The sequence below is a fragment of the Pseudomonas sp. SDO55104_S430 genome (genome assembly GCF_054070595.1).
In genome coordinates, this window is sequence record NZ_JBSVXG010000007.1 from 1 (window position 1) to 15,643 (window position 15,643).

General features: G+C 61.2%; 14 protein-coding genes. 5 read left to right on the top strand and 9 right to left on the bottom strand.

Translation table 11 applies throughout. The annotated features are described in order from the left end of the window. Positions 1–42 precede the first annotated feature (42 nt). A complete protein-coding gene (pdxY, locus tag ACW9JE_RS02185; protein ID WP_457431738.1) occupies positions 43–915 on the bottom strand; it encodes a pyridoxal kinase PdxY in 873 nt (290 codons plus the stop codon). A gap of 119 nt (positions 916–1,034) precedes the next feature. Here pdxY and ACW9JE_RS02190 point away from each other — a divergent pair, with 119 nt between their 5' ends. Then, positions 1,035–1,448, top strand: a complete 414-nt coding sequence (locus ACW9JE_RS02190; protein WP_457431739.1) for a DUF3301 domain-containing protein — start codon at positions 1,035–1,037, stop codon at positions 1,446–1,448. 32 nt (positions 1,449–1,480) lie between these two features. Here the strand turns inward: ACW9JE_RS02190 and ACW9JE_RS02195 are convergent, their stop codons facing one another. Further along, the gene (locus ACW9JE_RS02195) at positions 1,481–2,446 is read right to left on the bottom strand and encodes a CobW family GTP-binding protein (RefSeq protein WP_457431740.1); all 966 of its coding nucleotides are present in this window, start codon (positions 2,444–2,446) and stop codon (positions 1,481–1,483) included. 26 nt (positions 2,447–2,472) lie between these two features. Here ACW9JE_RS02195 and ACW9JE_RS02200 point away from each other — a divergent pair, with 26 nt between their 5' ends. Further along, entirely contained in the window at positions 2,473–2,829 is a 357-nt protein-coding gene (locus ACW9JE_RS02200; RefSeq protein ID WP_457431741.1) for an NADH:ubiquinone oxidoreductase, read from the top strand. A gap of 5 nt (positions 2,830–2,834) precedes the next feature. Here the strand turns inward: ACW9JE_RS02200 and zigA are convergent, their stop codons facing one another. Beyond that, the gene (gene zigA / locus ACW9JE_RS02205) at positions 2,835–4,040 is read right to left on the bottom strand and encodes a zinc metallochaperone GTPase ZigA (RefSeq protein ID WP_457431742.1); all 1,206 of its coding nucleotides are present in this window, start codon (positions 4,038–4,040) and stop codon (positions 2,835–2,837) included. Positions 4,041–4,150: 110 nt separating this feature from the next. Here zigA and folE2 point away from each other — a divergent pair, with 110 nt between their 5' ends. Continuing rightward, positions 4,151–5,050, top strand: a complete 900-nt coding sequence (gene folE2 / locus ACW9JE_RS02210; protein ID WP_457431743.1) for a GTP cyclohydrolase FolE2 — start codon at positions 4,151–4,153, stop codon at positions 5,048–5,050. A gap of 97 nt (positions 5,051–5,147) precedes the next feature. Then, the gene (locus ACW9JE_RS02215; RefSeq protein WP_457431744.1) at positions 5,148–6,047 is read left to right on the top strand and encodes a His/Gly/Thr/Pro-type tRNA ligase C-terminal domain-containing protein; all 900 of its coding nucleotides are present in this window, start codon (positions 5,148–5,150) and stop codon (positions 6,045–6,047) included. Positions 6,048–6,125: 78 nt separating this feature from the next. Here the strand turns inward: ACW9JE_RS02215 and ACW9JE_RS02220 are convergent, their stop codons facing one another. Further along, positions 6,126–6,647: a DUF3617 domain-containing protein gene (locus ACW9JE_RS02220; RefSeq protein WP_224533971.1), complete on the bottom strand. Its 522-nt coding sequence runs from the start codon at positions 6,645–6,647 to the stop codon at positions 6,126–6,128. Positions 6,648–6,778: 131 nt separating this feature from the next. Here ACW9JE_RS02220 and cls point away from each other — a divergent pair, with 131 nt between their 5' ends. Beyond that, a complete protein-coding gene (gene cls, locus ACW9JE_RS02225) occupies positions 6,779–8,218 on the top strand; it encodes a cardiolipin synthase (protein ID WP_224533969.1) in 1,440 nt (479 codons plus the stop codon). Positions 8,219–8,224: 6 nt separating this feature from the next. On the opposite strand, the gene cfaB is transcribed toward cls, so the two are convergent. The 5 genes from cfaB to hflK (ACW9JE_RS02250) form a co-directional block, all read right to left on the bottom strand. Then, complete coding sequence (cfaB, locus tag ACW9JE_RS02230; RefSeq protein ID WP_457431745.1) at positions 8,225–9,412, bottom strand: C17 cyclopropane fatty acid synthase CfaB; 1,188 nt, start codon at positions 9,410–9,412, stop codon at positions 8,225–8,227. Positions 9,413–9,602: 190 nt separating this feature from the next. Beyond that, positions 9,603–11,513, bottom strand: a complete 1,911-nt coding sequence (locus tag ACW9JE_RS02235) for a cation-translocating P-type ATPase (protein WP_457431746.1) — start codon at positions 11,511–11,513, stop codon at positions 9,603–9,605. Then, entirely contained in the window at positions 11,510–12,568 is a 1,059-nt protein-coding gene (gene hflK / locus ACW9JE_RS02240; protein WP_457431747.1) for a protease modulator HflK, read from the bottom strand. The genes ACW9JE_RS02235 and hflK (ACW9JE_RS02240) overlap by 4 nt, the downstream gene beginning before the upstream one ends. Then, entirely contained in the window at positions 12,565–13,620 is a 1,056-nt protein-coding gene (gene hflC, locus ACW9JE_RS02245) for a protease modulator HflC (protein ID WP_457431748.1), read from the bottom strand. Before hflC ends, hflK (ACW9JE_RS02240) begins: the two co-directional genes overlap by 4 nt. Continuing rightward, entirely contained in the window at positions 13,617–15,575 is a 1,959-nt protein-coding gene (hflK, locus tag ACW9JE_RS02250; RefSeq protein ID WP_457431749.1) for a protease modulator HflK, read from the bottom strand. Before hflK (ACW9JE_RS02250) ends, hflC begins: the two co-directional genes overlap by 4 nt. Positions 15,576–15,643 lie beyond the last annotated feature (68 nt).

Sequence of the window (15,643 nt, forward strand, 5' to 3'; positions counted from 1 at the left end):
GTATGCACAATCCCGTAGGAGCGAGGCTTGCCCGCGAAGCTTTTAAAGGCTGATCGAGGTCGCCTCAAACCGCACTCGCGGATGAGCAATCCGGTCCTGCGCACGCACCAGCTCCAGCTCATAGCTCGCGCAGGCCTGGGTCTCCAGCAGCACCTCATGCACCGCCGACGCGGCAAACTCGAATGCCGCCAGCAGACTGTCACCCAGCAGCACCCGCGCCAGAAACAAACCGGACGTCAGATCCCCAACGCCAACCGGCTGCCGAGGAAACGCCAGCAACGGACGCTGGAGATGCCAGCTGCCTTCGGCCGTCACCAGCAACATCTCAAAGAACTCCGGGTTTTTCCCCGGATAATCCAGATGTTTGACCACCACCGCCTTCGGCCCACGGGCCAACAGCGCCCGTGCCATGGCCAAGCAATCGAACAGCGACTGCGGCTTGCGCCCGGCAAAGCTGTCGAGCTCCAGCTGATTCGGACACATGAAGTCGGCTACCGCGGCGGCCTCCTCGAGCAGGAAATCACTGACTTCCGCCGGCACGCTGCAACCTTTCTCCGGATGCCCCATCACCGGGTCGCACAAATACAGTGCCTTGGGATTCATCGATTTGATGCGCGCCACACCTGTCAGGATGGCGCGGCCTTGGGCGGCGCTGCCCAGATAACCCGACAACACCGCATCGCAGTTGCCCAGCTCGCCGATCGCCGCGATGCCATCCACCAGATCGGGGATCTGCTGCGGGGACAGCACCTCGCCTGTCCACTGCCCGTACTGGGTGTGGTTGGAGAACTGCACTGTGTTCAGCGGCCAGACATTGACCCCGACCCGCTGCATCGGGAAAACCGCGGCACTGTTGCCAGCGTGGCCGAACACCACGTGGGACTGGATAGCGAGCAGATGGGGCGTGCGTTTCATGCGGTGAGTTTCCGTAAAACGATTGAAATTCGAGCGGGGCAGTATGCGACGAAACGCAGCCTGTACGACAGACCGGCGACGCAGTTAAGCTGACACTCTCATGTTGGAGCACCCTGTTGATGTTGACCCTTGGAAATATTTTCGTGCTGATGCTGTTCGCCACTGCCGGCGCCTGGCTGTGGCACAACCACGGTTTGCGCGAACGCGCACTGGAGCGGGTCAAGCAGCACTGCAGCAACCTGGGAGTGGAGTTGCTGGACGGCAACGTGGCGCTGAAAAAAATCGCCTTCATCAAGGACGGACGCGGCAAGCGGCGCCTGGCTCGCGTATACAACTTCGAATTCACCGTGACCGGCGAGACCCGTCATAACGGCACCATCACCCAGTTCGGCGCCCACAGCGCACAGATCGAACTGGCGCCCTACCCGATGCCTTTCGACGATACGCCGCCGGTGGTGGATGTGGTCAAGCACAGCGCCAATGTGGTCGAACTGAGCCATTGGCGGCAAGAACACAGCAAGTGGCGCCCTTGAATTGAAAGATCGCTGCCAGCGATCTTTTGATTTCACCCCAACCGACAGTCGTCCAACCCTTTCTGCAATGTTTCTACCTCCTGCGGCTCACTGAAAATCAGCTCGATTCGTGAATCCTGCCGCCACTCGCTGGCCTTCCATTCCAGCCCCGAGTTATCCACTGCATTCACAGACTGCCATTCCGCGTCGCTGTGGATAACCAGCTTCGCCCGCCGCCAGGCAAGGCTGGAAAGCCATTGAGCAACCCGCGCTGTATCGAACCGCTGGCTCGGATGCCAGCGCCAGCCAATGCTCCAGCCGCCCTCCTGCACCTGACTCAGGCAAATCGGCTGCGTCGGATCGGTCCACACCGCTGGCAACTGCGCCAGGCCTTTGGGCAGCGCAACGTTATCCACGCCCGCGACAGCCTGAGCAGCCAGACCGGGCAACTGGCTCAATGGCATCGCCGCCTGCTGCGTCCAGTACACCGGCCGTACAGGTAGCTGTTTGATCAGGTGCTGGCGATCTGCCTCGCTGAGGTTTTCCGATTTGTTCATCAAAAGCAGGCCAGCGCTGACCAGCGCATCCTGTTGCGCCTGTGGTAGCGACTTGCCCGAAATGAGAGCCTGAGCATCCAAAACCAGTACACTTGGCAGTACGTTTAGTACACCTTTCCACGGTTTTTCACTCAGTTGCCGGAGCAACTGCACCGGATGCCCAAGCCCGGACGGCTCGATAAACAGCCGATCCGGCCGCGCCTTGCGCAGCAACCGACCAAGCCCGATCTGAAACGGCGCGCCGTTGACGCAACACAAACAGCCCCCGGCCACTTCACCCAGTGCGATACCATCGGCGTCGCTGGTGAGCAATGCTGCGTCGATACCTATCTGGCCGAATTCGTTGATCAGCACCGCCCAGCGCTCACCGTCCGGGCGTTGCGCCAGCAGGTGCCTGATCAGGCTGGTCTTGCCGGCCCCCAAGGGACCTGCGATGACGTGGGTGGGGATGTTCTGCAGCATGATTGAAGGATTCTGAGGAGGTGAAGATGCGGTGGATGGGATTGTCGTTGTTGCTCACGCTGGCGTCCGGCGAAGCACTGGCCCAGGCCTGCGTGGTCCACAGCCAGGCGGAACGGCTCGACGTGAAAGTCTGTCAGCAGAACCGCAACATTCCGGAAAAACTGTTCGCCGACGGCTTCTGCCAGCCCACCCTGGCCGGGCAGAAAGTCGAGGTGCAGTACGTCGATCAGTGCCCAAGCAGCGCGTTCGGTGTGTGCAGCAACGCTCAAGTCGCCAATATGCCTTACCGGCAGGATATTCACTATTACGGCGTCGCCACGGACGCGGCGTACCTCAAGCCCTTCTGTGAAGCTCAGAGCCAGGGAACCTGGCTCAAGCCCTGAGTCCCTCAGGCCGCCTCATCGAACCAGGGACCGAACGGATCCGGCAACAACCGCCAGGCCTCGGCCCCCAGCGCCAATTCCTCGTCGGTCAGCAGGCAATCGTCCAGCTCGGCGGTGAGCTGTTCGAAATCGATGTCCTGGCCGATGAACACCAGTTCCTGGCGGCAATCACCGGCGTCGGCCGTCCAGTTATTCATGATGGTTGCGGTGCTTTCCTCGTCCTGTGGCCACTGCTCCTTCGGCACGAAACGCCACCAGCGCCCGGCATACCCATGGCGCATCATCCCACCGGCCTGGGACCAGCTGCCGGCGTGCTGGGGTTTGCTCGCCAGCCAGAAGAATCCCTTGGAGCGCAGCAGATTGCCGTTGAGCCACGGGCCGTCGATGAAGTTGAAGAAGCGCTGCGGATGGAAGGGACGGCGCGCACGGTAAGCGCGGGAGGCAATGCCGTATTCCTGGGTTTCCGGTACGTGTTCGCCGCGTAGCTCCTGCAGCCAGCCCGGCGCCTGCGCGGCTTTCTCGAAGTTGAAGCGACCGGTATTGAGGATCTTCTCCAGCGGCACTTCGCCCATGACCATGGGGATGACCTCGGCCTGCGGATTGAGTCGTTCGAGGATCGCCATCAGCTCCTCTCGCTGCTGGCTGCCGATCATGTCGATCTTGCTGATCAGGATGACGTCGGCGAATTCGATTTGCTCGATCAGCAGTTCGGTGATGGCGCGCTCATCCTCTTCGCCCAGGGTTTCACCCCGGGACGCCAGGCTTTCCGCTGCCTGGTAATCGGGCAGGAAATTCAGGCCGTCCACCACTGTAACCAGCGTGTCCAGGCGGGCGATATCACTGAGGCTCTGACCCTTTTCATCACGAAAGGTGAAGGTCTCCGCCACCGGCAACGGCTCGGAAATGCCGGTGGATTCGATCAGCAGATAATCAAAGCGACCTTCCCGCGCGAGGTTGCTCACTTCCTCCAGCAAATCTTCGCGCAAGGTGCAGCAAATACAGCCGTTGCTCATCTCTACCAGCTTCTCTTCAGCACGGTTGAGGCTGACATCGCGCTGGACCTCGGTGCCGTCGATGTTGATTTCACTCATATCATTGACGATTACAGCAACACGCAAGTTAGTACGGTTACGTAGTACGTAATTAAGAAGTGTACTTTTCCCTGCTCCAAGAAAGCCCGACAGGACCGTAACGGGCAAACGATTAGGCATTTGGATGTTCCTCACAGGCTCCCGGTCGAAATGTCGGGCTCGCACAATGTTATAGTGTAACTACATATTGTTATAGTGTTACATTGAGTGACCTACATTGTGGACCTGCCATGAACGCACTCACTCTCCCGGACATCGCCGCTCAAGCCACACACCAAATCCTGCCTCTGGAATGGGTTGGCATGTGCGGCATTGCGCTTCCTGTGTTGTTTGACGGCGAGCGTCTGCCCGCCAAAATCGACGCGGGGGTGAGTCTTGATAACGGTGAAGCGCGGGGCATTCACATGTCGCGGATTTATCTGGCGCTGGAAATGCTTGAACACGAGAGCCTTTCGCCGGCTCTGCTGCGACGACTTCTGGAGCAATTCCTCAGCAGCCATGAGGGTCTGTCGAGCAGCGCCTTCCTGAAAATCCACAGCCAATTACTGTTGAAAAGGCCGGCGCTGATCAGCGATCTGTCAGGGTGGAAAACCTATCCCGTGAGCGTCGAAGCCCGTTTGGAAAACGCGATGTTCCACGTGGAACTAAAAATAGAGGTCGCTTATTCCTCGACGTGCCCCTGCTCCGCGGCCTTGTCCCGGCAGCTGATCCAACGGCAATTCGCCGAGGATTTTCCCAACCGAACACTGAATCACGCCGAAGTCCTGGCCTGGCTTGGCTCGCCCAAAGGCATCGTCGCCACGCCCCACAGTCAACGCAGCACCGCACATTTGAATCTGCGCCTGGACGACTATCTGGATAACCTGCCGTTAATCCCGCTGATCAATGATGCCGAAGCGGCCTTCGGCACCGCAGTGCAAACCGCTGTGAAGCGTGCGGATGAACAGGCCTTCGCATTGGCCAACGGCCAGAACCTGATGTTTTGCGAAGACGCCGCGCGACGTTTGAATCAGGCCATGAAACGCTCGCCGGGCATCAGCAGTTTCCACATTCGGGTCGTACACGCCGAAAGCCTCCACGCCCACGACGCGGTCGCTGAGAGTCGCTGGAATCGCGAGATAGGTTCATGATGGCTACCGGCTGCGTTCCGACAAACGTCTAGATGACACCAGCTACCAAATACCTCTAAGGTTTATGGGCATGTGATCGAAGCAGAGAACAATAACCATGATCCAGATCACCCTGCCAGATGGTTCATTGCGTGAATACGATCAGCCGCTGAGCGTGCATGAGATTGCGGCAAGCATTGGCTCGGGACTGGCCAATGCGGCGGTCGCAGGTCGGGTGGATGGCGTGCTGGTGGATTGCGGGTACCTGATTAACGCCAATGCCCGGGTCTCCATCGTGACACCACAGGAGCCCGATGGACTGGAGATACTGCGCCGCTCCTGCGCACTGATGCTGGCGATGGCCGTCAAGCAATTGCATACCCATACGCAATGGCGAACCGGTTCGGAACTGGGGGACGGGTTCTATTGCGAGTTCACGGTCGAGCGACCTCTGACCACGACAGATCTGCTGCCTATCGAGCGGCGCATGCAATCGCTGTCGGCAACCAATCATTCCATTCGCCGACGCCAATCCTCCTTCCCCTCTGCCGACGATCCATCCCTGTACCGCCTCGGCGACACGGATTACCTGACGAAGGGCCCACACGTCCCCACCACCCGTGTCTTGCAGGCATTCGCCCTGGATCACACCAGCGGCACCCTGCAACAACGCATCTATGGCACTTGCTGGTCTAGCCATCAGGAGCTGCAGCAATGGCGTCTGCCACCCCACGTGATGGTGGTCAGCATGGACGACCGTCAGACCCACTACGCCCACAGAATTACCGAACGCCTGCGCCGCAGCGGCGTGCGTGCCCTGGCCGATCTGCGCAACGAGAAGGTCCATCACAAGATCCGTCAGCACAGTCAGACGGTGCCGTATCTGGTGGTGGTCGGAGAGAAGGAAAAGGAAGGCGGGTTTGTCAGTGTCCGCAGTCGTAGCGGGGAGGATCTGGGCAGGATGGAGGTCGAGGCGGTGTGTGAGTGGCTGGGGCAGCCGGGGGTTGGTGGTGTCTGAGATGACGTCTTCGCGGGCAAGCCTCGCTCCTACACGGATACGCTGAACCTGTAGGAGCGAGGCTTGCCCGCGAAGCTCTTAAGCCCGCGGTTTAACGGTCCCGCAATCCTGCCCCAACCACACCGCCCGGCTCTCAAGGCTACCCTTCTGCTGAATCCCCGTGGCATTGAACGTGCCGTTGACCTTGGTGGTGAACTCACGGTCACTGAGGAACGTCGCCACACCCGCACCCTGCGCCTTCGGACAGCTGAAGCGGAATTTCCACTGGTTGCCCGTGCGCTCGGTGATCTGCTGCGTGCAGCCCGATTGCGGGTCGGTCAGCGGGATGTCGTCACTCTTGACCTGTTCCGGCGTCAGGCAGGCGCGAATGCCTTTGCCGCCCATGGTGATGCCCTGCTTCTCCAGTTGTGCGCGCTGTTCAGGGGTCATCTGACTCTGTATCTGACCCAGGATCAGTTGCAGATCCGGCAGGTTCTGGTCATCGACCTTCATGTTGCTGGTGGTCAATTCCCACAACCCCGGCTGCAGCATCTGCGCCTGAGCAGCCACAGGAAGTGCCAAACCCAGCGTAATGGCCAAACCCAGCAGACGAACGTTCATCGTGTAACTCCTGATCAGTAGTGGCCGTTAGACGCCGGCCACGGGCTTCGGTTCATGGGCCAATTAAATAGCGACATTCTGCCCGGAACATGGTCTGTTACGCATTGAATCTTCAGGAGCAAGGCTGCCCCATGGATTATTTCGGACCGCATATTTTCGGTTACACCATCGCGTTGCTGCACACGCTCGGGACCATTGCGGCGATCCATGCCGTGCTGACCGTTCGGACCGCCCAGGGCTCGATCGCCTGGGCCCTGTCACTGATCTTCATGCCCTACCTCACGCTCATTCCCTACCTGGTGTTCGGCCGCAGCACCTTCGACGGCTACATCAAGGCTCGTCGCCAGGCCAATGAACAGATGCGCAAAGCCGTCTCGGAGCTCAACTGGCGGCCCTGGGTGGAAGAAGCGCTCACTGCCCGCGCCTCCAATGCCTACGCGTCGCTACGGGCCATGCCGAAGCTTGGGCGTATGCCGTGCCTGGCCAATAACGAAGTGAAATTGCTGATCAATGGCCGCGCCACTTTCGATGCGATCTTCAATGCCATCAGCCAGGCAAAGGAAGCGGTGCTGGTCCAGTTCTTCATTATTCACGATGACCGCCTCGGCCAGCGCCTGCAAAAACTCCTGCTGGAGAAAGCCGCCCAAGGCGTGACGATCCACCTGCTCTACGACCGCATCGGCAGCCACTCCCTGCCCCACAGTTATGTCCAGGCGCTGCGCGATGGGGGCGTCGAGGTCAAAGCCTTCGCCACACGCAGCGGCTGGCTGAACCGCTTCCAGGTCAACTTCCGCAATCACCGCAAGATCGTGGTCGTCGACGGCATTCTCGGCTTCGTGGGCGGACACAATGTCGGCGACGAATACGTGGGTGAAAAACCGCCTCTGGCGCCGTGGCGCGATACCCATGTGCAGGTCCGCGGTCCGGTGGTCGCCAGCATGCAGGAATCCTTCGCCGAAGACTGGTTCTGGGCCGCCCGCTCCTTGCCGCCGCTGATCCTGCCGGAGGTGTATCCGGACGACGGCGTGCTGTGCCAAATGCTTGCCAGCGGCCCGGCAGACCCCTATGAAACCTGCTCGCTGTTCTTCGTCGAGTCCATTCACGCCGCCACCGAACGGGTGTGGATCACCAGCCCGTATTTCATCCCCGACGAAGCGGTATTCGCCGCCCTGCGCCTGGCCGTGCTGCGTGGGGTGGATGTGCGGATCCTGCTGCCCTCCCGCCCCGATCACAGGATCGTCTACGCCGCCTCCAGCCTCTATGCCTTCGAAGCAGTGCGAGCAGGTGTGCGGGTGTTCCGCTACGAACCCGGCTTCCTGCATCAGAAAGTGGTGTTGATCGACAATGAGATCAGCGCGATCGGCAGTGCCAACATGGACAATCGCTCGTTCCGGTTGAATTTCGAGGTGATGTTGCTGACCGTCGACAGCGGGTTTGCCGCCAAGGTGGAGCAGATGCTCAACGACGATTTCGCTCAGGCCCACGAGATCGCCAAGGAAGAAAGCCGGGAGACCCACCGCCTGCAACAGGTCGGCATGCGGATCGCCCGGCTTATCTCGCCCATTCTCTAACGCGACCTAAGGGTTATAGATGTCGTCCCGAGACCATGGCAGTTCATGGCTGCCATCGGCGTGGGCCTTCACCGCCAGAATCTGGTGCAGGTTGATCCAGCCCTTGGCGAACGCGTACGCGCAACCGGCCAGATACAGCCGCCAGATGCGCAACGCCTGTTCCGGCACCATTTTGGCAGCCGCTTCCAGGTTGTCTTCCAGACGTTCGCTCCAGTGATCCAGGGTGCGTGCGTAATGGAGGCGCAGGCTCTCGACGTCGACAATCTCTAGCCCCGCTTCGCTGATACTGGCGGAGATCATTGACAGATGCGGCAGTTCGCCGTTGGGGAACACGTACTTCTCGATGAATTCACCGGCGCCTCGCCCCACCGGGCGACCATCGGTGTGCTTGGCGGTGATCCCGTGGTTCATAACCAGGCCGCCCTCTTTCACCGCACCGAACAGAATGTTGCAGTACTCCTGCAGGTTGGCGTGGCCGACATGCTCGAACATACCCACGCTGACCACTTTATCGAAACGTCCGTCCTGAGGCAGATCGCGGTAATCGAGCAGCTGCAATTCGACCAGATCTTCCAGGCCTTCTTTTTTGACCCGCTCGCGGGCCAGGGCCAGTTGCTCCTTGCTCAGAGTAATACCGAATACTTTCGCGCCAAACTCACGGGCCGCATACCGTGCCAATCCGCCCCAACCGCAACCCACATCCAGCAGGTACTCACCCGGCTGCAGGCGCAATTTGCGACACAGATGGCGAAACTTGGCTTGCTGGGCTTGTTCGAGGCTTTCGCTGCCGGTCTCGAAATACGCACAGGAATAGGCCATGTCGCTGTCGAGCCACAGCTGATAGAAATCGTTGGAAAGGTCGTAGTGATAGGAAATCGCTGCGGCGTCGGTAGCCTTGTCATGGGCGGTACGAATGGTGTCCGTACCATCGTCCTCATCCAGCAGTGCCTGGCTGAGCTCATCACAGACGCGGATCACGTCACTGATGGAGCCTTCCAGCTCGAGCTTGCCTTCGACAAATGCAGCTCCCAGCGAGTCCAGGCTTGGATGGGTGAACTCGGTCACCATCCTGGGATCCTTCACCACTATCGTAACGCTGGGCGTGGGCCCCAAATTGAACTCGTGGCCGTCCCAGAGTCGCAGGCGAAGCGGAAGCTGCAGATTCTGTAAGGCCGGTGGAAGTTGCGCGAGCATGGAATATCCCCCTGGGTTCAGACGTCTGCTGAGAGGTTAGACCATCCTTGAAAAATAGCTCCCTATCGAATTAATAGCGCATTTCTATGGGTCTGGCGCTACCGTTGGACCCGCGTGAACTCACAAAAATGATCACTCTTACGGTAGATGACTACGGGCGTTATTAACAGTTCGGTAAATTTTTCTTCATTCAAGACTCGTCGTTAAGCTTGAGCAGCGGCTCCTGAAAACGCAGCAAGCGGCCGGCGTTGCCCAGCACCAGCAGCGTGCTGAGGTTATGCAGCACCGCGGCGATCATCGCCCCGGCCGCACCAAGCCAGCCGAACGCGGCGAAAGCAACGATGGCCAGGGTCCATCCCAGACCGATGATCACGTTGACCTGCAGGGTTTTCCGGCACTGGCGGCTCAAGCGCACGCAGGTGCCGAGACGGCGCAGATCACTGCCGATCAGCACGACGTCAGCCGATGCCAGGGCAATGTCCGCGCCGCCTGCTCCCATCGCCACACCGACCACACCAGCCTTGAGGGCCAGCGAATCGTTGATGCCATCCCCCACCACCATAGGCCGAAAACCGTTACCGATTTCTTTCAGCACGCGGTTTAGTTTGTCTTCGGGCAACGCCTGGGCCTCGACATCGCTGATCGCCACCTCCCGCGCCAGCGTGTGCGCCACGCTGTGCCGGTCACCGGTGAGCAACAGTTGCCGGCCCAGGCCAAGCTCGCGCAGCTCGTTCAGAGCAAATCGGGCTTCGGGTTTCACGCTGTCGGCCAGCAACAGCCAGGCGAGGAATTCGCCATTGAGCGCCAGCCCGGCAATCGGGCCGTCGTGTTCGGGAATCGCCGAGGTCGCAATCTTCAATTGGCTGAACAGCTCGGGCCGTCCAAGCGCCGCCTCACCTTGCGGGGTCTTAGCCACCACACCGAGACCTTGGCGCTCGTGAATATCCGTCAGCGGCAGAAACTGCTGCGGAGTCGCCAGCCCAGCGAGCGCCCGGCTGACCGGATGACTGCTGGCCGAACCGAGGCTGGCGGCGAGCCTGAGCACTGGCCCGTGGTCTTTCAGTGGGCTGTCGATAGATTGCAGGCGCAAGGTGCCGTAGGTCAGCGTGCCGGTCTTGTCGACCACCAGAGATGTGAGGTCAGCCAGCTCTTCGAGGAACGCCGAGCTGCGGATCAGGATCCCGTGGCGCGCGGCCACCGCCACCCCGGCGATTGCCGTGGCCGGCGCCGACAACACCAATGCGCAAGGACAGGCCGCCACCAGCACCGCCAGCATCGCCTGGGCGTTGTTGGTGATGAACCAGGTCACTGCGGCCAGCAACAGCACGAGCACCATGTAGCTGCCGGCATATCGTTCCAGCAAACGGGTGATCGGTGGCTTGGAGCGCTCGGCGTTCTGCATCAGGGCGATGACTTTACCGAGGGTCGATTCGCGCCCGGTGCGGGTTACCTCGATGTGCAAAACGCCATCGAGATTGATCGCCCCACCGAACACCGTCGTCCCCGCGTGCGCCTCCACCGGCACCGATTCGCCGGTGATGGAGGCGGTGTCCAGACTCGCCTGGCCGGACAGCACCAAGCCATCGGCCGGCACCCGATCGCCGGCACGCACTTCCACCCGATCGCCAGCCTTCAACGTGCCGTTGTCGACTTCAAAGATGGAGCCATCGGCCTTAACCTTGCGCGCGTGGCTGCGGGTCAATTTGCCGAGCGCGTGAATGGCTTCCTGGGAGCCGATGACACTGCGCTCCTCCAGCACGTGGCCGAAGATCATGATGATCGGCAGCAACGCTGCGGTCAGCAGATCGCCGGTCGCCCAGGCACCCAGCATGGCCAGCGCAATCAGTTGATCGGTGATGCCATGCAGGCTTGGATAACGCAGGCTGAACCACGCCGAACGCATCACCGGCACGGCCACCAGCACGGAGGCAAAACCCAGCAGCAACTGGCTAACGCCGTTCTGCTCGGGCGCCAGCCAGCGCCAGATCAGACCAAGTGCGAGCAGCCCCAGTGCCAGCATGGCCAAGGTCAGTTGACGAGCGGCGCTGCGTTGTTCGGCCGAGGACAACAGGCTCGGTGCAGCGGCGGTTTGCGCAGTCATTGTGCAGCTCCCTGAATGATCAGGCGGGAATCGTCTTTGGGATCGACAGTGGTGACCGAGCCTGCCTGACCGAGAATTTTCGGCATCCGCTCGCGGTAGATTCGCAGCAACATCTGCGGGTCGGTGCCCTGCTGCTGAGCCTTCGCCAGGCTCAGCACGGTGGCAGTGTCGGCGGAGGCTTTGGCCAATCGTTCACTGGCTTGGGCATGGGCGACTTGCAGCGTGCGATCCGCTTGCTCGTTGGCAGACTGGGTGAGTTTCTCGGCCTCCGTTCGCGCGTTGGCCACCGCCTTGTCCGCTTGCTGACTGGCCGTCAGGACCGCGTTGAAAGCGTTCACCGCAGGGCCGGGCAAACTCGATTGCACATCCACCCGCGCCACTTCGATGCCCAGCCCCTGCCCCGTCGCCGACAACTCGGCAAGACGCTGGTTGATGCCTCGCACCAAATCGCCACGCAAACGCTCACGCCTTTGCGCCGCCTGATTGTCCGATCCGATCAGCTCCGGGCGTGCCACGAGGATGGTGTCCAGATCCCGCGCTGCCGTCAGAGCCACGGTGCTACGGGTGACGAGCCGATCCAGTGCCGGCAGCACGTGTTCACCCTGCAACACGAATGCATAGGGATCGGTGACTTTGTAGAAGACCCGCACATCGAGTTGAACCACACCCGCGTCACCTGTCAGCAGATACCCGGAGCCCGCCAGCGCATCGCTGATCGGGGTGGCGAAACTGGCGGCGCGATCGGCTTGTAATGCCGCATCGCTGCGCAGCAGATTGTCCACTCGACGCTCGATCACCCGATCCGCCGCAGGCAGCAAGATGACCTGCTCGAAGGGTCGCGGCCACGCCAACAGCAGGCCGGCATTCTGGATGCGATCGAGCGCACCAAAGTGCAGGACCACCGCGCGATCCTGTGGATCGATCTGCCTTACATTGGAGAAGGCCCATGCCAAGGCGGCCAACGCCGTCACGGCGTACAAGGCAAAAAACGCCAGACGTCCGGCCTGAATCCAGGGGCTGCTCAACTCATGTGTTCCACGTGGAACGCTACTCATGGTTGCGATCCGGACTTGTTGTCGAGGCTCGGCGGGCCATCCACCAGAACGCGGAACGGCGCGGCGTCGGTACGCAGAATCAATTTGGCGCCCGGCGTGACCACCGTGCCCAGGGTATCGAGGGCGCGCAGCAAGTTATAAAGCTGAGGCGAACTGGCGTAGGCGCGACCGTAAATCTGCGCCGCTTCCACCCGGGATTGCGCTTCGATGTCCGCCGCTTTCACTGTGGCATCGGCTTGCACGATTCGGGCATCACGCTCGGCGGCTGAACGGATTTGCGCCGCTTCTCGTTTGCCAATGGCGGTGCGTTCGGTGGCGATGGTTTCACGCTCCGCGCGCATGCGGTCCACCGTTGCGGTGAGGGTCACTGAGGGCAGGGTCAGACGCTCGACGCCCACTTGCAACACACGCACGCCATAGGTGGTCAGCAACTGTTGATCGATCTGCTGGCGAAGCTGCGCTTCGAAGTCGGCGATGCGTACCTGACTGGCATCGGTGTTGACCAGATTGGCCAGGTCGAAACTGCTGGCCGTGGTTTCCAGCGCCGAGCCGACGAAGGTGCGAATCTGCCGCGCCGCTTCATCCGGCTGGTTCTGCACGGCGCGCATGAAGCGCTGCACGTTGTCCGCATCACCCTGAACCTGCCAGGCCACATAAGCCTGAACGATAATGCGCAGACCGTCCCGGGTACCGACATCCTGCAAGCCACTGGAGGTGGTTCGCAGGCGCAGATCGACCGGAATCGCCGCTTCAAAGGGTGCCGGCCAGCGCCAGCCCAGACCGGGCTCGAGCAACACCCGCGACGGGTTACCGAAACGCGTGATCACCGTCGCCTCCCCCGATCTCACCTGTACCAGGCTGGCAGCGGAGACGGCGAATGCCACCAGCAACGCGGCCCAACCCATGCGTCGCCAAGGGAAGGGACCGGCCTCTTGCGGGTCGCCGTGATGATGGTGGTGACCGTGATGGTGGTGATGTCCACCGTGGCCGTGATCATGACCACTGTGGTCGTCGTGATCGTGGCCGTGATCTGAACTGTGCGACTGGCTCAATTGGAGGCTCCTGGCTGAGCGGTTTTACGCGACGATGCTGGGTCAGCCGGCAACGTGAAATTTCGCAGGTCGATGGTCGGCGCATTGCTGCTGCCGCCCAGACGGTGATCGAGTACCAGCAGTTTGGCGTTGGCCAGTCCCTGGGAGAGTTGGCTGAGGTACTGCTCCAGCACGAAGGCCTGGCCCGCATTGGCGTAGGCTTTTTGTTCGGCGCTGAACTTAAGGTCGGCGGTCTGCGCACCAGCATTGATTTCACGCGCGCTGGCCGCGGCCTGATCGCGGGCGATGCTGGCCTGCAATTGCGCCTGATTGGTGGCTTCGGCGGCGGCGCCACGTTCGCGGGCGATCAACGCCTGGGCTCCGATCTGTGCAGCTTGAACACCGTGATAGGCATTGGCGGCGCCGGCCGGTGGATGAATCGCCTCGACGACCGTAGCGAGGATTTCCACACCGCTGTCGAGCTTCTCCAGATCGGCCTGCACCGCGCGGCCGATCTCCTGGGCGAGCCCTACCCGGTCTTCACCGAGCAAACCGTCCAAGGTGCGCGAAGCAAAGTCGTGGACCAGAACGCGACTGGCGGTGCTGCGAATCAGCGTCGGCACATCTGCACTGTTGTAGGTGGCCGCCAGTGCAGCCTGATCGCTCAGGCCGATGCGATAGACGAAACGCACATCCATGTTGACGATCTGAAAACTCTGCTGCTCGCCACGACTGCTCGCGATCACCTGGGATTTGTCGTTCACATGGCTTGCGTCCCACAAGCGATTGGCCGTGATCGGCGCCGGACCTTCCGCAGGTTCGGCCATCACCGGCGCCGTTGTTTCGCCCACGCTGGTGGCCAGTTCGTGGACCACACCGTTTTCGACACTCAGCACCCGGCCCAGCGGCCAGGGCAAACCGGCGTGCAGACCAGGACCGAAGACCATGACCGGTTTGCCGAAACGCTCGTAGATGCCCCGCCCTTGCAGCGGGATTTCGTGAATGCCCGTCAGGGACCAACCGACCACAGCCACCACGCTCATCACCGGAAAAAAAGCGCGGCGCATGTAGGTGAAGGCCCAGATCTGTCGCAGGTCGATGCCGAAGCGGTTGTGCAATTCGTGCTGCAACGCCAGCAACGGCTGGGGCGGCCAACGCAGCATGTCGGCGACAAAACTGCGCGCCAGCAATGTCGGTTCCAATAGCTCACGACGGGGACTGAACAACGACAGTACCGCGCGCAACAACAATTCGGCGGCGACCAGGCCCGGCAACAGGCCGATCAGAACCGCAAGACGTACCGGCCAGATAGCGGATTCGCTGGCGAACAGCAGACACAATGCGCCCAGCACCAGGCTGATGATCGCCACGCGGACCATCTGCGCCAGGGCGCCGGCTTCAGGCCATTGCGCGGGGTTTTCCTGAGCCAGGTGACGTTCCAGCACCAGCAACGCGAACGCCAGCAGCAGCGCGAACGCCGCGCCGACAGCAGCCGACAGGCCCGTTGCCGCGGGCGGCAAGCCGAGGTTCCAGACCTGCTCGACGCTTGCCAGCGCCAGCAAGGCCCAGCCGCCGAGCCACAACGTCGGTGCACCGATCTGCCTGAGCAGGTGAATCCATCGCTGCCCCAGGCGGTCCAGCAGTTGCTCGTACCAACCCACGGGTTCGTCGGTCTCCTGTGGGTCGAGTACAGGCTCAACAGGATTCATCGCCCGCGCCCGCCACTGGCTGACAAACCTGGCTGATTGCAGGGCAGCCCCAACCGCCAGCAGCGCGGCGCTTTGATTGAACAGCAACGCAGGCCAAAGGGATTGCGGCGCAAACAGCCCGACAAAGAAACCCACCACCAGCCCCATGGCCACCATCACACCGCAGCCGATCAGCAGCTGACGCAATCGACGCCCTTGAAAAACCGCCTGCTGAAAACGCGGTAGCTCAGCTACCTGCGTTCCCTCCACTTCGAGATCGACTTGCATACCACCCCAGCGCCCGGACCGTTCACGTTCGGACTATCTAAAGACGGCAAAGCTGTCGCGTTGCTGAA